The organism is Pseudomonas sp. Xaverov 259 (assembly GCF_019352915.1).
In the GTDB taxonomy this organism is placed as follows: domain Bacteria; phylum Pseudomonadota; class Gammaproteobacteria; order Pseudomonadales; family Pseudomonadaceae; genus Aquipseudomonas.
Genome location: NZ_JAAAFV010000031.1, coordinates 552990 through 571531, shown reverse-complemented (window position 1 = coordinate 571531; position 18542 = coordinate 552990). Strand labels below are relative to the sequence as shown.

General features: G+C 62.4%; 14 protein-coding genes. All 14 read left to right on the top strand.

The genetic code is table 11. From position 1 onward, the window contains the following. The first annotated feature begins 50 nt into the window (after positions 1-50). Positions 51-1064, top strand: coding sequence for an alpha/beta fold hydrolase (locus K0H48_RS12985; RefSeq protein WP_219267771.1), 1014 nt, complete (start codon positions 51-53; stop codon positions 1062-1064). Positions 1065-1090: 26 nt separating this feature from the next. After that, complete coding sequence (locus tag K0H48_RS12980; protein ID WP_219267770.1) at positions 1091-2041, top strand: D-2-hydroxyacid dehydrogenase family protein; 951 nt, start codon at positions 1091-1093, stop codon at positions 2039-2041. Positions 2042-2662: 621 nt separating this feature from the next. Then, positions 2663-4219, top strand: coding sequence for a glycogen synthase GlgA (glgA, locus tag K0H48_RS12975; RefSeq protein ID WP_219267769.1), 1557 nt, complete (start codon positions 2663-2665; stop codon positions 4217-4219). Positions 4220-4258: 39 nt separating this feature from the next. Then, positions 4259-6004, top strand: coding sequence for a malto-oligosyltrehalose trehalohydrolase (treZ, locus tag K0H48_RS12970; RefSeq protein ID WP_219267768.1), 1746 nt, complete (start codon positions 4259-4261; stop codon positions 6002-6004). After that, on the top strand, positions 6001-8085 hold the full coding sequence (gene malQ / locus K0H48_RS12965) for a 4-alpha-glucanotransferase (RefSeq protein ID WP_219267767.1): 2085 nt from the start codon (positions 6001-6003) through the stop codon (positions 8083-8085). Before treZ ends, malQ begins: the two co-directional genes overlap by 4 nt. Next, positions 8082-10838, top strand: coding sequence for a malto-oligosyltrehalose synthase (locus K0H48_RS12960; RefSeq protein WP_219267766.1), 2757 nt, complete (start codon positions 8082-8084; stop codon positions 10836-10838). Before malQ ends, K0H48_RS12960 begins: the two co-directional genes overlap by 4 nt. Positions 10839-10862: 24 nt before the next feature. Beyond that, on the top strand, positions 10863-11132 hold the full coding sequence (locus K0H48_RS12955; RefSeq protein ID WP_017138916.1) for a DUF2934 domain-containing protein: 270 nt from the start codon (positions 10863-10865) through the stop codon (positions 11130-11132). 123 nt (positions 11133-11255) lie between these two features. After that, positions 11256-13415, top strand: a complete 2160-nt coding sequence (gene glgX, locus K0H48_RS12950; protein WP_219267765.1) for a glycogen debranching protein GlgX — start codon at positions 11256-11258, stop codon at positions 13413-13415. 1 nt (position 13416) lies between these two features. Beyond that, positions 13417-14415, top strand: coding sequence for an acyl-CoA dehydrogenase family protein (locus K0H48_RS12945; protein WP_219267764.1), 999 nt, complete (start codon positions 13417-13419; stop codon positions 14413-14415). Next, positions 14412-15170: a PIG-L family deacetylase gene (locus tag K0H48_RS12940; RefSeq protein ID WP_219267763.1), complete on the top strand. Its 759-nt coding sequence runs from the start codon at positions 14412-14414 to the stop codon at positions 15168-15170. The genes K0H48_RS12945 and K0H48_RS12940 overlap by 4 nt, the downstream gene beginning before the upstream one ends. Then, positions 15167-15766, top strand: coding sequence for an SAM-dependent methyltransferase (locus K0H48_RS12935; protein WP_219267762.1), 600 nt, complete (start codon positions 15167-15169; stop codon positions 15764-15766). Before K0H48_RS12940 ends, K0H48_RS12935 begins: the two co-directional genes overlap by 4 nt. Continuing rightward, complete coding sequence (locus tag K0H48_RS12930; protein WP_219267761.1) at positions 15763-16422, top strand: glycosyltransferase family 2 protein; 660 nt, start codon at positions 15763-15765, stop codon at positions 16420-16422. The genes K0H48_RS12935 and K0H48_RS12930 overlap by 4 nt, the downstream gene beginning before the upstream one ends. Before the next feature lie 177 nt (positions 16423-16599). After that, positions 16600-17361: a PIG-L deacetylase family protein gene (locus tag K0H48_RS12925; RefSeq protein WP_219267760.1), complete on the top strand. Its 762-nt coding sequence runs from the start codon at positions 16600-16602 to the stop codon at positions 17359-17361. Positions 17362-17500: 139 nt separating this feature from the next. Further along, the gene (locus K0H48_RS12920) at positions 17501-18520 is read left to right on the top strand and encodes an alpha/beta fold hydrolase (protein WP_219267759.1); all 1020 of its coding nucleotides are present in this window, start codon (positions 17501-17503) and stop codon (positions 18518-18520) included. Positions 18521-18542 lie beyond the last annotated feature (22 nt).

The window sequence follows — 18542 nt, the reverse complement described above, 5'->3', positions numbered from 1 at the left end:
GCTTAATCCCCTCGTCAGAGCATCCGGGCACTGTTCCTGGAGCCTGACCCATGACGCCGATCCGTTCTCTGTGCGCCGCAAGCCTGCTGTTGATCGCTGGCCTGCCCGCTTTTGCCGCCACCGAAGGGCCGACCTACGGCCCGGAGCTGCAAGGCTTTCAATACCCTTATCCGGTCGAACACTTCAGTTTCCAGTCCCAGGGCAAAACCCTGCAGATGGGGTATATGGACGTGCCCGCCAAAGGCACCGCCAATGGCCGCAGCGTCGTGCTGATGCACGGCAAGAACTTTTGTGGCGCCACCTGGGAAGACTCGATCAAAGCCCTGAGCGAAGCGGGTTACCGCGTGATCGCGCCGGACCAGATCGGGTTTTGCACGTCCAGCAAGCCTGACCACTACCAATACAGCTTCCAGCAATTGGCGATCAACACCCATCAACTGCTGGAAAAACTCGGCATTCAGAAGGCCACAATCATCGGCCACTCCACCGGCGGTATGCTCGCCACCCGGTATGCACTGCTGTATCCCACGCAAACCGAGCAACTGGGGCTGGTCAACCCCATCGGCCTGGAAGACTGGAAAGCCCTGGGCGTGCCTTATCGCAGCGTCGACCAATGGTATGAGCGCGAGTTGAAACTGAGCGCCGACGGCATTCGCCAGTATGAACTCAATACCTATTACGTCGGGCGCTGGAAGCCCGAGTACGACCGTTGGGTCGATATGCTTGCCGGCCTGAACAAAGGCCCCGGCCATACGCAGGTCGCGTGGAACTCGGCGCTGATTTACGACATGATCTTCACCCAGCCGGTGTACTACGAGTTCAAGGACTTGCAGATGCCCACGCTGCTGTTGATCGGCACGTCCGACACCACCGCCATCGGCAGCGATATCGCGCCGCCGGCGGTCAAGGCCAGGCTCGGTCACTACGACGTGCTCGGCAAGCAAGCGGCCAAGCTGATCCCCCATGCGACGCTGGTGGAGTTCCCAGGCCTGGGCCACGCAGCGCAAATGGAAGAACCGGCGCAGTTTAATACAGCACTGTTACAGGGGCTGAACGCCCTTTAATCCAACCTTTTTCGAGGCACTCGTGAATGTCGGTACAGATCGCAGTCATTGATGATTGGCAGAATGTGGCCAGTGGTGTGGTGGATTGGTCGGCACTGGCGTCGGTGGGCCAGGTGCATTTTCTGCACGACTACCCCGCCGATACCGCCACGATGGTCGAACGTTTGCAGGCGTTCGACGTGATTTGTGTGATGCGCGAGCGCTCGACCTTCGATCAGGCCCTGCTGCAAGGCCTGCCCAAGCTGAAACTGCTGGTGACCGGCGGCATGCGCAACGCGGCCATCGACATCGCCGCGGCTAAAGCCCTGGGCATCCAGGTGTGCGGCACCGACAGCTACAAGCAGGCGGCACCGGAGTTAACCTGGGCGCTGATCATGGCCTCGACCCGCAACCTGCTGGCCGAAGCCAACTCACTGCGGGCCGGCGGCTGGCAGGTCGGGCTGGGCGGTGACCTGTATGGCAAAACCCTGGGGGTTCTCGGGCTGGGCAGCATCGGCCAGAAAGTCGCGCAGTTTGGCCAGGCATTTGGCATGCGCGTGATTGCCTGGAGCGAGAACCTCACGCCGGAGCGTGCTGCCGAGGCGGGTGTAAGCTGGGTCAGCAAGCGCGAGCTGTTCGAGCAGGCCGACATTCTTAGCGTGCATCTGGTGCTCAGCGAGCGCAGTCGTGGCCTGGTGGATGCACAGGCGCTGGGCTGGATGAAGCCAAGCGCGCGCCTGGTCAATACCTCACGCGGGCCGATTGTGGATGAGCAGGCGCTGATCGAGGCGTTATCCGCCGGGCAACTGGCAGGGGCCGCACTGGATGTCTATAGCGAAGAGCCGCTGCCGGCTGATCACCCCTTCCGGCGCTTGCCCAACGTGCTGGCGACGCCCCACGTCGGTTATGTGAGTGAACAAAATTACCGACAGTTTTATCAGCAGATGATCGAGAACATTCAGGCCTGGGCCAGCGGGGCGCCGATTCATAGCCTGTAAGCGGTATGTCAAGCAGGGTTGTCTTGGCAAGCAGGCTTGTTGTGGCAGGAGGGCTTGTTGTGGCATGTGGGCTTGTTGTGGCGAGCAGGCTTGCCCTGCGTTGGGCTGCGCAGCAGCCCCATAATGAGCACACCCGATCTATCTGATGTACCGAGTGGGCCATTTGGGAGCGCTGCGCGCTCCAACGCAGGGCAAGCCTGCTCACCACAACAACCCTGCTCGCCACACCTAGGCCATTAGCCACTATTGCCCCGCCGTTCTCGCAAAATCACAACAGTTTCGAACTGTGCATATCGTTACAAGTTTTTTGTCCTACAAAAAACACCTACAAACCCTGCAGGCTCTGGGATCTGTCCTAGACTCATGACCGATGGGTCCGTTCCAAAACAAAAACCCCGCAAAAAATCGAAACTTTACAACTCTGCCGCAGGTCAAGTTTTTAAGGGAGACGAGCGCAGGCGATTCAGCCGAATGCCCGTCCATCCACTCTTTTTTCGCAATGGGTACAACTGGCATACGCCTTGCCAGTTTGTACAGTGCTTGTGCGCCTGGCCGCAGGATGTGGCCAATCGGAGCCGGTGGCAGCGGGCCATCAGCCGACCAAACATGTAGGAGAGAACAATGATCAGTGCTGCAGTCGATACTCAGGGAGAGCGTTTTAGTCAGCCGGCAGGGGGACCGACTTCGTTGGCCGACCTGCCCAACACTGTGCGGCCGATCGTGAGTCAGAACCCTAATCGTAAGAAAGTCTTGTTTGTGACCTCCGAATTCGCCGACCTGGTGAAAACTGGCGGCCTGGGCGACGTTTCCGCCGCCCTGCCCCGTGCCATGGCGCACCTGCACGATGTACGCGTGCTGATCCCGGGTTACCCGCAGGTGATGGAAAGCGACAACCCGATCCATATCATCGGCGAACTGGGCGGCCACGCGGCGCTGCCGCCGTGCAAGATCGGGCGCATGGACCTCAAGGATGGCCTGGTCATCTATGTGCTGATCTGCCCTGAGCTCTACGAGCGTGAAGGCACGCCCTACGGCGCCAACAACGGCCGCGACTGGCCGGACAACCATATTCGCTTCGCCCGCCTGGGCCTGGCCGCCGCCGACATGGCTGCCAACCTGGCGCAGATCCACTGGTGCCCGGACCTGGTGCACGCCCATGACTGGCCCGCAGGCCTGGCGCCGGCTTATATGCACTGGCGTGGGTCGCGCACCCCCACACTGTTCACCATTCATAACCTCGCTTACCAAGGTGTGGTCAGCCTGGCGTCGACCCCGGAACTGGGCATTCCACCCCATGCCCTGCAACAGGAAGGCATGGAGTTCTACGGCAAAATGTCGTTCCTCAAGGCGGGCATGGCATATTCCAGCCATATCACCACCGTGAGTGCGACCTACGCCCAGGAAATCACCACCCCGGAATTCGGCTGTGGCCTCGATGGTTTCCTCGCCAGCAAGACCCAGCAAGGCCTGCTCAGCGGGATACCCAACGGTATCGATGAAAGCTGGGAAACCTCCACCGACACACACTTGACCCATAACTTCAATATTGGCGACTGGGAAGGCAAGGCGGTGAACGCCGCCCATGTGCGCGAACTGTTCGGCCTGCACGAGTCCAGCGGCCCGCTGTTCGCGGTGGTATCACGGCTGGTGTACCAAAAAGGCCTGGACCTGACCGAAGCGGTCAGCAGCTTTATTGTCGAGAACGGTGGCCAGATCGCCATCATCGGCCGTGGCGAGCCGGAGGAAGAACACGCCATGCGCGAACTGGCCCTGCGCTTTCCTGGCCAGGTCGGGGTGCGCATCGGCTTCAACGAAACCGATGCACGGCGCATGTTCGCCGGCAGCGATTTCCTGCTGATGCCTTCGCGCTATGAGCCGTGTGGCCTGAGCCAGATGTATGCCCAGCGTTTCGGCTCGCTGCCGGTGGCACGCAATACCGGCGGCTTGGCGGACACCATCGAAAATGGCGTGACCGGCTTTCTGTTCAACGAGTCCACGGTTGAAAGCTATGAAGAGGCGCTGAGCCGCGCCTTCAGGGTATTTGCCAACAAAGGCCTGCTTAATGCCATGCGCAGCCGCGCCATGACCCAACCGTTCAACTGGTGCCAGGCGGTGGAACCCTACGCCGAGCTTTATGAGCAACTGGTGGCCAAGGCGCTGGGGAAACCCACGAAGTAATTTTTAGTTTTTGTTTCAAAAAAAGGGAGGTCTTCATAGATGCCGTCAAGGACTCTGGAAACCTGGCCCCACGGCGCAATCATGCTGGACGCGCAACACACGCGTTTTGCCTTGTGGGCGCCAGACGCGTTTTATGTCAGCGTTGAATTGCAAGACGGCAAGTCCATCGCCATGTTGCCCCAGGCAGATGGCTGGTTCGAGGTAGAAACCAAGTGCCCGGCGGGCACTTGTTACCGCTATAACATCGACGGCGAACACGACGTTCCCGACCCCGCGTCCCGGGCTCAGGCTATTGACGTACACGGTTGGAGCATCGTCGTCGATCCCCTCGCCTATCAATGGCGACACAGCCAGTGGCAAGGTCGCCCTTGGCATGAAGCCGCTATCTACGAACTGCATGTGGGCGCAATGGGCGGTTATGCAGCCGTTGAAAAACAGCTGCCACGCCTGGCTGAACTTGGCGTTACCGCCATTGAACTGATGCCGTTGGCGCAGTTTCCCGGCGAGCGCAATTGGGGCTACGACGGGGTTCTGCCCTACGCCCCGCAAGCCTCCTATGGCTCCCCCGAACAACTCAAGGCACTGATCGACAGTGCCCACGAACACGGTTTGGCGGTGATCCTGGATGTGGTCTACAACCACTTCGGCCCCGACGGCAATTACCTGGGCCAGTATGCCCAAGGCTTCTTTGAGGAAGACGTGCACACGCCCTGGGGCGCCGGGATTGATTTTGATCGCCGTGAGGTGCGCGACTTCTTCCTCGACAATGCACTGATGTGGTTGCTCGAGTACCGCTTCGACGGCCTGCGCTTGGACGCGGTACACGCGATCGACAACCCCGACTTCCTCAAACAACTTGCGCACAGGGTACGCCAGCAGGTGGATACCGGCCGGCACGTTTGGCTGGTACTGGAAAACGAACTCAACCAGGCCAGCCTGCTCAAGTACGACTTTGATGCGCAGTGGAACGATGACTTCCATAACGTGCTGCACGTGCTGCTCACCGGCGAAACGGATGCGTACTACAGCGACTTCGCGCAAAACCCTACCGAGAAACTCGCGCGCTGCCTGGGCGAAGGTTTTATCTACCAAGGCCACACCACCCGCCATGGCCACGCACGCGGCGAGCCCAGCGGCGACCTGCCACCCAGCGCCTTCGTGGCGTTTTTGCAGAACCACGACCAGGTCGGCAACCGCGCCCTGGGCGAGCGCCTGCACCAGCTGTGCTCGCCCCAGGCGCTGAAAGCGGCCACCACCTTACTGCTGATGTCGCCGATGATTCCGCTGATGTTTATGGGCGATGAAGTCAACGCCGAGCAACCGTTCCTGTTTTTCACCGATCACCACGGTGAACTGGCCGAAGCCGTGCGCGAAGGTCGGCGCAACGAATTCGCCGACTTCGCCGCGTTCAAAGACCCTGAACGGCGCGAACATATCCCCGATCCCAATGCGCTGCCGACGTTTCTGCAGTCAGCGCCCTTATTCACCGAGAACGCACACGCGCAGCTGTACCGCCAGCTGCTGAACCTGCGCCACCTGCATATCGTGCCGCACTTGCCCGGCAGCGTAGCCCTCGGCGCACAGGTACTGGCCGACGGCGCCGTCACCGCGCGCTGGCGCCTGAGCAACGGCGCCGTGTTGCAGATTGACCTGAACCTGGGCGCCACGCCGCTGGATCACCCGGCGCCGCCGCACCTGCTATTCGAGACGTCTGCCCATGAGGGCGCGCAACTGGCGCCGTTCAGCGCGCGCGTCGCCTTATCCCCTGTTGGAGAGCACCCTTGAGCGAAGCGAACCTGGAAATACTCGCCAGCCGCGCGGGCCTGGCCGTCGATTGGATCGACGCAAACGGCCGCCCGCAACATGTCAAACCTGCCGCCTTGCGGGCCGTCCTCAAAGGCCTGGGCCACCCGGCCGATACCGACGCCGAGATCGATGCCAGCCTGCTCGAAATGGAACAGGTGCAACAAGACAAGCACCTGCCGCCGCTGATGACCGTGGACACCGGCGCGGGCCTGGACCTTGCGCGTTACTTCGCCCCGGACACACCGTGCCGCGTCAGCCTGGAACAGGGCGAAACCCTGGAGTTGCGTTTGGATGGCAATGCCGAACTGCCCGGCGTGATTGCGCTGGGTTATCACCAGGTGCATATCGACGACCAAACCTTCACCCTGGCCGTGGCCCCTACCCATTGCTACAGCGTCGCTGAAGCGGTCGACAGCCAACCCGCCCGCGCCTGGGGCCTGAGCGCGCAACTGTATGCACTGCGCCGCCTGGGTGACGGCGGTTTCGGTGACACCCTGGCGCTGGAGCACTTGGTGCGCAGCGCCGCCGAACGCGGCGCCGACGCGCTGGCCATCAGCCCGATGCACGCCATGTTCAGCGCCGACACCGAGCGCTACAGCCCCTACTCACCGTCCAGCCGCCTGTTCCTCAACAGCCTGTATGCCTCGCCCGCCTGCATCCTTGGCGAGCGCGAAGTGCGCAACGCCATCGACGCGCTGGACCTCACGGATGAGCTGCACGAGCTGGAACAACTCAGCTTGATCGACTGGCCCACCGCCGCCCGCGCCAAGCAGCGCCTGTTGCGCGCCTTGTATGAAGATTTCCGCCACGGCCAGCACCCGCAACACGCCGATTTCCTGAGCTTTCGCCAGGCCGGTGGCGAAGCGCTGGAAAACCACTGTCGCTTCGAAGCCATACAGGCCGTGCGCGCCGTCGCCGGTGAAGACCTCGACTGGCGCCACTGGCCCGAAGCCTGGCGCACGCCACAGAGCCCGGCGCTGGCGCAATTTGCCGCCGAGCATGCGGATGAGATCGGCTATTTCGCCTTCAGCCAATGGCTGATCGCACGCAGCCTGGAGCGCGCGCAACAAGCCGCGCGTGGCAGCGGCATGGGCATCGGCCTGATCGCTGATCTGGCCGTGGGCGCCGACGGCGGCGGCAGCCAGGCCTGGAGTCGGCAGGATGAGTTGCTCGCCAACCTCACCGTCGGCGCGCCACCCGACATTCTCAACCGCGCGGGCCAAGGTTGGGGCATCTCGGCGTTTTCCCCCGAAGGCCTCAAACGCAATGGCTTTCGCGCTTTTATCGAGATGCTGCGGGCCAACTTCGCTCACGCCGGCGGCCTGCGCATCGACCATGTAATGGGCCTGCAACGCCTGTGGGTCATCCCCATGGACGCTACGCCGCGCGAAGGCGCGTATTTGTATTACCCGGTGGATGACCTGCTGCGCCTGTTGGCGCTGGAATCCCACCGCCACCAGGCCATCGTGCTCGGTGAAGACCTGGGCACCGTGCCCGATGGCCTGCGTGAGAAACTCAGCGGCCGCTCGATCCTGGGCATGCGCGTGTTGCTCTTTGAACAAAACCACGAGGGCCACTTCAAGCCGATCCTCGACTGGCCGGACGACGCCTTGGCAACCACCAGCACCCATGACTTGCCAACCCTCAACGGCTGGTGGCACAGCCGCGATATCGAGTGGAATATCCAACTGGGCCTGATCGATGCACCGACCGTGGAGCAATGGAGCGAACACCGCCTGCGCGAACGCCAGGCGCTGCGCCAGGCCTTGAGCCAGGACCCGCAGAACTTCGTCGATGAAATCCGCAACGACACCGACCACATGATCGACGCCAGCGTGCGCTACCTGGGCCACACCCGCGCGCCGTTGGTGCTGCTGCCGCTGGAAGACGCGCTGGGCATCGAGGAACAAGCCAACCTGCCCGGCACTACCGACACTCACCCCAATTGGCGCCGCCGCCTGCCCGGTGAAGCCGCCAGCCTGCTCGACAACGACAGTGCCGCCCGCCGCCTGGAGTTGCTGGCCGTGGCGCGCAACCAGGCCCATGAGCGTGACCGATGAACGCATTACCCCTGCGCGCAACCCAGCGCCTGCAATTTCATAAAGGCTTTACCCTGGACGATGCCGTCCCGCTGGTGGCCTACTTCGCCCAACTGGGCATCAGCCATCTGTACGCCTCGCCGCTGCTCGCCGCGCGCGCCGGTTCCATGCACGGCTACGACGTGGTTGACCCCACCCGCGTCAACCCCGAGCTTGGCGGCGAGCCAGCCTTGCACCGGCTGGTAGCGGCGCTGCGCGAGCATGGCATGGGGCTGATCCTCGATATCGTCTCCAACCATATGGCCGTCGGCGGTGCCGACAACCCGTGGTGGCTGGACCTGCTGGAATGGGGGCGCCTTAGCCCCTACAGCGAGTTTTTCGATATCCAGTGGCACTCGCCGGACCCGCTGCTCAAGGGCCAGTTGCTGATGCCGTTTCTGGGCAGCGACTACGGTGACGCGCTGCAAAGCGGCAACTTGTTGCTCAAGTTCGATGCCGACCATGGCGGGTTTTACGTCGAACATTACGAACACCGCTTCCCGATTTGCCCGCGTGACTACGCCATGATCCTGGGCAGCGACGAAGTGTTAAAACCCTTGGCCGAGCGTTTCAGCGCCCTCGCCGTTGATGATGACGCCTACACCGAAGCCGGCTGGCTTAAACACGCGTTGGCCGAGCGCGCCAGCGAAGCTTCGGTGCTGCACGCTATCGAAAGCAGGCTGGCCGAGTTTGATGGCCGCCAGCGAGACGGCTTCCAGCACTTGCATGCCTTGCTGGAACAACAGGTGTATCGGCTGGCCAGCTGGCGTACCGCAGCGGACGATATCAACTGGCGGCGCTTCTTCGACGTGAATGAACTGGGCGGCCTGCGCGTAGAACGCAGCGCCGTGTTCGAAGCCACCCACGGCAAGATTTTCGAGCTGATCAGCCAAGGTCTGGTGGACGGCCTGCGCATCGACCATATCGACGGGCTGGCCGACCCGCGCGGGTATTGCCGCAAGTTGCGCCGGCGCGTGGACGCCCTCTCGCCCAACCGGCATTTGCCGATCTTCGTGGAAAAAATCCTCGGTGAAGGCGAAACCCTACGCGAAGACTGGCAGGTGGACGGCACCACCGGCTATGAATTCATGAACCAGCTGTCACTGTTACAGCACGACCCGGCAGGCTTTGCGCCGCTGGCTGAGTTGTGGACGCGCCACAGCGAACGGCCCGCGGCCTTTATCGAAGAAGCCTGGCTGGCTCGCCAGCAGATCCTCAACGGCTCGCTGGCCGGTGACTTCGAGAGCGTGGCCCAGGCCCTGCTGCAAGTGGCGCGCGATGACGTGATGACCCGCGACCTGACCCTGGGCGCGATCCGCCGCGCCTTGCAGGAACTGATCGTGCACTTCCCGGTGTACCGCACCTACATCAGTGCCCGTGGGCGCAGCGCCAATGACGATGTGTTTTTCCTGCAGGCCTTGGCCGGTGCGCGCAGTACCTTGGGCGAAGGCGACTGGCCGGTGCTGGACCACCTGGAAAAATGGCTGGGCGGCCAGCCGTGGCGCAACCGCCCGGTCGGGCGTGAACGCAAGATGCTCAAGCATGCCTGCGTGCGTTTTCAGCAATTGACCTCTCCGGCGGCTGCCAAGGCCGTGGAAGACACCGCGTTCTATCGCTCTGCGGTGCTGCTGTCGCGTAACGATGTGGGCTTTAGCACTGAACAGTTCAGTTCCCCCCTGGCGGACTTTCACGCAGCCAACCAGCAGCGTTTGCAGACTTTCCCCGACAACCTGCTGGCCACCGCCACCCACGACCACAAGCGCGGCGAAGACACACGGGCGCGCCTGGCGGTACTGAGTGAATGTGCGCCGTGGTACGTCGAACAGGTCGAGCAGTGGCGCCGTCTCGCCGCACCGCTGCGCGACGATGCACACAGCCCGTCGGCGGGCGATGAGCTGATTCTTTACCAGGTGCTGCTCGGCAGTTGGCCGCTGGAAACCAACCCGGACCTGCAGTCTTACCAGCAACGCCTGTGGCAATGGCAGCAAAAAGCCCTGCGCGAGGCCAAGTTGCAAAGCAGTTGGAGCGCGCCCAACGAAGCCTATGAGCAGGCGGTCGAAGCCTTCCTGTCACGCCTGCTGCTCAGCGATGCCGGTGCGACGTTACGCAATGCCATCGCCAGCGCCGCCCAGGCCATCGCCCCGGCGGGCGCACTCAACGGCCTGGCGCAATCCTTGCTTCGCATCACCGTGCCGGGTGTACCGGATTTGTACCAGGGCGATGAGTTCTGGGACTTCAGCCTGGTAGACCCGGACAACCGCCGCCCAGTGGATTTCAACGCACGGCAACACGCGCTGAACAACCCACCGGACGTCGGCGAACTGTTGTCCCACTGGCGCGACGGGCGTATCAAACAGGCGCTGATTGCCCAGGTGTTGGCCGTGCGCAAGGCCCATACCGAACTCTTCCAACGCGGCAGTTACACCGCGCTGGAAGTGGAAGGCAAACACGCCGATCACGTCGTCGCATTTTGCCGCACGTATCAAGGCAAACACCTGCTGGTAGTGGTGCCACGTTGGTCCCATCGCTTGCTGGAAAAAGGTGAACAACCCCACATCAATGCGCAGGTTTGGGGCGATACGCGGGTGAAATTACCGTTCGCCACCACAACACAAAACTGGAAGGGACTTTTTCATACAGGCGCAGTCACACCAAACAAGGAGCTGTTGATCAGCGCTGCCCTGGGGGATTTCCCGGTCAATGTCTTTATCAATTCCGATGATCAAGAAAGCTGAAAATTTTCTGTGAGGAGTATTGTGATGAGTACTGAAGACAAACGCATACGCGAATTGGCGCATCAGATCTGGGAATCCGAAGGCAAACCCCACGGTGAAGATGCACGCCACTGGGAGATGGCGCGCAAGTTAGCGGAAGCCGAGGCGTTGACCCCGAGCAAACCTAAAGCTGCGGCCAAGCCCAAAACCGCGCCCAAGCCTGCGCCAAAAGCCAAGCCGCCGGCCCCGGCGGCCAGCAAGCCTGCACCGCCAGCGGCGAAGAAGCCTGCGGCGCCGAAAAAGCCCAAGCCTTAACAGCCCACGCGCCGCCTGCCGTCACTGTCGGCAGGCGGCCCTTTTTACTTTTTATTGCGTCAGCTGAGCAACCGTCGGCACGGTAGCGCTCGGCCCGAAAAAGACCCTTGCAGGAGCACTTTAATGAGCAAACCCGAAAACAACCCAGCCACGCCGGAAAATGAGCCGTCGCGGATTCGTGAAGGTTTGCCCTTCCCTCTAGGCGCCACCTGGGACGGCCTGGGCGTCAACTTTGCGCTGTTCTCAGCGAATGCCACCAAGGTCGAGCTGTGCCTGTTCGATGACACCGGCGAGGTCGAGCTTGAGCGTATCGAACTGCCCGAATACACCGACGAAACCTTCCACGGCTACCTGCCCGACGCCCACCCCGGGCTGATTTACGGCTACCGCGTGTACGGTGCGTATGACCCGGCCAATGGTCACCGCTTCAACCACAACAAATTGCTGATCGACCCGTATGCCAAACAACTGGTGGGTGAACTCAAATGGTCCGAAGCGCTGTTCGGCTACACCATCGGCCACCCGGACGACGACCTCAGTTTTGACGAACGTGACAGCGCGCCCTTTGTGCCCAAGTGCAAGGTCATCGACCCCGCCCACACCTGGGGCAACGACCAGCCGGTACGGGTGCCGTGGGACCGCACGATCATCTACGAAACCCACCTGCGCGGCATCAGCATGCGTCACCCGTCGGTGGGTGAGTCGGTGCGCGGCACCTGCGCCGGGTTGATGGAAGATGACGTGCTCAAGCACATCCGCCAGCTCGGCGTATCATCCGTTGAGCTGCTGCCGGTGCATGCCTTCGTCAACGACCAGCACCTGCTGCAAAAAGGCATGACCAACTATTGGGGCTACAACAGCATCGCTTTTTTTGCGCCCGACCCGCGTTACCTGGCCAGCGGCAAGATCGCCGAGTTCAAGGAGATGGTCGCGCACCTGCATGAACAAAAACTCGAAGTGATCCTCGATGTGGTCTACAACCACACCGCCGAAGGCAACGAGCGCGGCCCTACCCTGTCAATGCGCGGCATCGACAACGCCTCGTACTACCGGCTGATGCCCGACGACAAGCGCTTCTACATCAACGATTCCGGCACCGGTAACACCCTGGACTTGAGTCACCCCTGCGTGCTGCAAATGGTCACCGACTCGCTGCGCTACTGGGCCACCGAGATGCATGTGGACGGTTTCCGCTTTGACTTGGCGACCATCCTTGGGCGTTACCGCGACGGCTTCGACGAGCGCCACAGCTTCCTCGTAGCTTGCCGCCAGGACCCGGTGCTGCGCCAGCTGAAAATGATCGCCGAACCCTGGGACTGTGGCCCTGGTGGTTATCAAGTGGGCAACTTCCCACCGGGTTGGGTGGAATGGAACGACCGCTTCCGCGACACCGTGCGCGCCTTCTGGAAAGGCGACGACGGCCAGTTGGCGGACTTTGCCGGGCGCATGACCGCCTCGGGTGAGATGTTCAACCACCGGGGTCGCAGGCCCTACAGCTCGGTGAACTTCATCACCGCCCACGATGGTTTCACCCTGCACGACCTGGTGTCGTACAACGACAAGCACAACGAAGCCAACGACGAGAACAACCAGGACGGCAGTAACAACAACCTGTCCTGGAACCACGGCGTCGAAGGCCCCACCGAAGACCCGGAAATCAATGCGCTGCGCCTGCGCCAGATGCGCAATTTCTTTGCCACGCTGCTGCTGGCCCAAGGCACGCCGATGATCGTGGCCGGTGACGAATTCGCGCGTACCCAGCACGGCAACAACAATGCCTATTGCCAGGACAGCGAGATCGGCTGGGTCAACTGGGACCTGGACGACGATGGCAAGGCACTGCTCAAGTTCGTCAAACGCCTGATCAAGCTGCGCCTGGCCTACCCGATCCTGCGCCGTGGGCGCTTCCTGGTCGGCGACTACAACGAAGATATCGGCGTAAAAGACGTCACCTGGCTGGCGCCGGATGGCAACGAGATGAGCACCGAACAGTGGGAAGACAGCCATGGCCGCTGCCTGGGCATGCTGATGGACGGCCGCGCCCAGGAAACCGGGATTCGTCGCCCAGGCGGTGATGCGACCCTGTTACTGGTGGTCAACGCTCACCACGACATGGTGAATTTCCGCCTGCCGCCAGTGCCTCAGGGTGAGTTCTGGACCTGTATGCTCGATACCAATGCCCCGGCAGTGCGCGGTCAGGAGCGTTTTGATTTCGAGCACGAGTACGCGGTCACCGGACGCTCACTGCTGCTGTTCGAACTGCAACGCGACGACGAGGTGTGAAATGGCTCTGCATGGATTCCTTCAAGGCAACCGCAGCTACGCCGACACGCAGGCGCTGGGCGTTGCACTGAAGGCGCTTCAGGAGGAAGGCCTGGACCAACTGCCATTGCCCGGCAGCGGCCAGACGCTTGAACGCTTCAGCCGGTTGGCGCAGGTGGCAGGTCATGACCTGCGCCTGTGCAAGCTGTTCGAAGGCCACACCGATGCCCTCGCGATCATCGCCGAGCTCGACAGCCCCTTGCCGCCCCTGGGCAGTGTTTGGGGCATGTGGGCCGCCGAACCGCCGACGGCCAAGGTGCGCGTGCGCCGCGACGGCCAGCGTCTGATCGTCGATGGGCGTAAAGCCTGGTGTTCCGGCGCAGCGGTGGTCAGCCATGGTTTGCTGACGGCCTGGGACGAAGACGACCGCCAACAGTTAGTGGCGGTCGAGATGAACCAGCCCGGCGTCACCGTCACCCACGAAGGCTGGAACGCCGTGGGCATGGCGGCCACCGGCAGTGTCGAAATCATCTTTGATGGGGCTCACGGCATCGCGGTCGGCGAACCGGGCGACTACCTGTCACGGCCGGGCTTCTGGCACGGCGGCGTCGGTATCGCCGCGTGCTGGTATGGCGGCGCTCAACGCCTGGCCGAAGTGCTGCGCGCGCAGTGCAGCCAACGTCCTGAACCCCATGCGCTGGCGCATCTGGGCGCGGTCGACAGCGTGCTCAACAGCGCCGCCTGTGTACTGCGCGACGCCGCTGAGCAGATCGACCGCGACCCTCGCGCCAATGCGCAGCTGTTGGCCCAACAGGCACGGGCGTGCATCGAAGATACGGTCGAGCAGGTCATGCACCATGTCGGTCGCGCGGTGGGTGCCGGGCCGTATTGCAAAGATCCGCACTTCGCCCAGTTGATGGCGGACTTGCCCGTGTATGTACGCCAAAGCCACGCCGAGCGCGACCTGGCGGCGTTGGGAAAGCTGGTGGCGGACGAAGCCACAGGGAGGTGGCTGTTGTGAAACCCAACCCGATCGTTGGCCAGGGCACGCCGTTGCATCAATGGCAGGATTCAGCCCATATGGCCCAATTGCCGCACATCAGTGTCGAGCAGTTGGTGCCTGCTGGGCACCGGGCCGTAATCATTGCTCCGCACCCGGACGACGAAGTGCTGGGCTGCGGCGGCCTGTTGCAAGGCCTGGCCATGCTGGGCCGGCCGATCCAACTGATTTCCGTCACCGACGGCAGCGCCAGCCACCCAGGCTCCCGGCGCTGGCCGGTCGAGCGCTTGAGCATCGTGCGCCCGCAGGAATCGGCCCAGGCCCTGCACCGTCTCGGCCTGCCATTGCACAGTTTGCAGTGGCTGCGCGCAGGCTTTGCCGACAGCCAGGTGGCGGCCCGTGAAGATGAGTTGAGCGCGTTCATAGAACGCTATCTCAAGCCCACCGATGTGGTGTTCACCACCTGGCGCGAAGACGGGCATTGCGACCATGAAGCCGTTGGCCGCGCCAGCGCCAAAGCGGCACAGGCGGTCGGTGCAACCCTCTACGAGCTGCCCGTTTGGACCTGGCACTGGGCAACGCCCGAAGACAGCCAGGTACCGTGGCACCGTGCGCGCAAGATCGCGCTGACACCTGAAGCCGTGGCGCGTAAACGCCACGCCATTCATGCCTTTGCCAGCCAGTTGGAAGGCGACCCGCAGATGGGCCTGGCACCGGTGCTGGCACCCTATGTGGTGGAGCGTTTGCTGCAACCTTTTGAAGTGGTGTTTGTATGAGCGTGGCCACGCCCTATTTTGATCAGCTGTTCGCCGGCAATGACGACCCATGGGCTTTTCGCCAGCGCTGGTATGAACAGCGCAAGCGCGCCCTGACCCTGGCCGTGCTGACCCGACCCCATTACACGTCGATCTTTGAACCCGGCTGCGCGAACGGTGAGCTGAGTGCCGAGTTGGCTGCGCGTTGCGACCGCCTGGTGTGTTGCGACACGGCCGCCGCTGCCGTGGCGCTGGCACACACCCGTTTGCTGGGGTTTGCCCACGCCCAGGTGCATCAAAGCCGTTTACCTCAGGAATGGCCGGCCGGCCAATTCGAACTGATCGTGTTGAGCGAGCTTTGCTATTACCTCGACGCCGACGATTTACAGCGCCTGATCGACTGCGCCCTCAAGGCACTGACCGACAACGGCCAACTGCTCGCCTGCCACTGGCGCCCGCGCATTGATGGCTGCCCGCAAACGGCTGAACAGGTGCACGAAATGCTCGCGCAACGCCTGGGCATGGCCCACCTCGTCCAACATCATGAAAGTGACTTTCTACTCGACCTGTGGAGCCGTGACGGCACCTCGGTCGCCACCCATGAGGGCTTGCGATGATCGGCATTTTGATCCCGGTGCATAACGAAGAAGCGCTGTTGGGGGAATGCCTCAAGGCCGCGATGATTGCCGCCAGCCACCCAGGTTTGCTCGGCGAACCTGTGCAGATCCTGGCCGTGCTCGACAGCTGCAGCGATGGCAGCGCGGCGATTGCCCAGGCGTATCCGGTGCAGTGTCTACACGTGCAGGCACGTAATGTCGGGCATGTGCGCGGGGTGGGCGCACGGCATTTGTTGAACCAGGGCGCACGCTGGATCTCCTGCACCGACGCCGACAGCCGTGTCGCCCCCGACTGGTTGGTGGCGCAACTGGCCTTGGGCGCCGATGCCGTGTGCGGCACGGTGACGGTGGACGCCTGGAACGAAGGCTTCGACGCAGCGGCGCAGATCCGCTACACCCAAGCCTACGAAGCCCGCGACGGCCATCGGCATATTCACGGTGCCAACCTGGGCGTGAGTGCCGCGGCGTATGTGCAATCCGGCGGCTTCGAGCCATTGGCTTGCCACGAAGATGTGCAACTGGTGCGCAACCTGGAGCGCTGCGGCGCTTCCATCGCCTGGAGCCACACGCCCCAGGTGATTACCAGTGCGCGCCTGGACTGCCGCGCCCAAGGCGGTTTTGGTGATTATTTGAAGAGCTTGATGCAGGCCACCTGAAAATTTCGACCTTGCAAGATGTAAAAACGCCCAATCCTTGACTATGCTGAAGTCGCCTTGCTGGTCATCCAGGGTTGGATGGCCGCAGTTCATCGCAGCGGAGCCTGTGCTGAGAAAAAGAGCGTCGTCCCGTCAACGGGGTACGACCCGGCATCATTCGACAAGGACGTGACACCCATGAAACCTGCCTCATTAAGCGAGGGCCGTCGCGGCCCTGCGCAAATCTGGAACAGTGCGCCGCAGTTGGCGCAAATCCCCTTTATCAAGCCCTCCTCGCTGGTGCCAAGCGGTGCGCGCGTGGTTGTCATCGCGCCTCACCCCGGCGATGAGGTGCTGGCGTGTGGCGGTTTATTGCAACTGCTCAGTAGCCTCAACCACCCGCTGCAATTGATCTCGATCACCGATGGCAGCGCCAGCCACCCAGGCTCGAATGCCTGGCCGGCCAGCCGCCTGAGTGTGATCCGGCCGCAGGAAAGCGCTGAGGCACTGCGGCGCCTGGGCATGCCGCTGCACAGCCTGAAGTGGATTCGCGGCGGCTTTTGCGACGACGCCCTCGCCGCCCGCGAACAGCCCATGAGCCAGTTCATTGCACGCTACCTGCAAGCAGGTGACGTGGTGTTCACCACCTGGCGCCACGACGGCAAGGACGACCATGACGCGGTCGGCCGCGCCAGCGCCAAAGCCTGCCAACTCACCGGCGCGCACCTGTATGAACTGCCGATATGGGCCTGGCACTGGCCGCTGCGTGAAGGCTCGGTGATCCCCTGGCATCGCGCGCGCAAGGTACGGCTGGACAGTTGGAGCGTCGCGCGCAAACTTCACGCCACTCATGCCTATGCCAGCCAATTGGTCGGCGACCCGGAGATCGGTTTGGCGCCGATGCTCGCCCAGGAGTTGCTGGAGCGGATGCGTGAACCCTATGAGATCGTGTTTGCCTAGCGATTGTTTATGTATCGCACTGTGTATAGCGCCCCTCGCGATACACAGCGTTTAACCCGCGCCCATTCCTGAAACACAGCCGATACAGCTTCGCGTTCAACTGAGCATCCGGCACCCATCAAGCCCAAGGAGGCTCGCCATGCACCCTCAGTTGAAACGCCACCCACTTTTCCTGGCCTTTGCCCTGTCGCCATTGGCTGCCATGGGCATGGCCCATGCCGAGATGCCCGAAGCGCAAACCCCGGCAGCGCAGCATCAATCGGCGTTCGGGGCGCTTAAGCACATCAAGGCTGGCCTGCTGGATGTGGCCTACGCCGAGGTCGGCCCGGCCAATGGCCAGGTAGTGATTCTGTTGCATGGCTGGCCCTACGATATCGACAGCTATGCCAGCGTCGCGCCGCTGTTGGCTGCCAAGGGCTACCGCGTGTTGATCCCATATGCGCGAGGGTATGGCGATACGCGTTTTCTGTCGGATAAAAGCGTGCGTAATGGTGAACCGGCGGCGCTGGCCCAGGACGTGATCGATTTCATGGACGCGCTGAAGATCCGGCAAGCGGTGCTCGGTGGCTACGACTGGGGCGCGCGCTCAGCAGATATTGTCTCGGCGCTGTGGCCGGAGCGGGTCAAGGCCTTGGTGTCAGTCAGTGGCTACCTGATCGGTAACCAGGCCGCCGGCAAAAACCCGCTGCCACCCAAAGCGGAATTGCAGTGGTGGTATCAGTTTTACTTCGCCACCGAACGCGGCGCCGCCGGTTACCAGAAAAACACCCACGACTTTGCCAAGCTGATCTGGCAGACCGCCTCACCGAAGTGGGCCTTTGACGACGCCACCTTCGAACGCAGCGCCAAAGGCCTGGACAACCCCGATCACGTGGCCATCACCGTGTTTAACTACCGCTGGCGCCTGGGCCTGGTGCAGGGCGAAGCGCAATACGCTGCCCTGGAACAAACACTCGCGCAGTCGCCGAGCATTGGCGTGCCGACGATCACGCTTGAAGGCGACGCCAACGGTGCGCCGCATCCGTTACCTGAGGACTACGCCAAACGCTTTACCGGCAAGTACCAGTTCCGTCTGGTGAGCGGCGGTATCGGCCATAACCTGCCGCAAGAAGCGCCGGCGGCATTTGCCAAGGCCGTGATAGACGCCGACCAGCTGTGACGGGCTCTAGCCATATGCCACC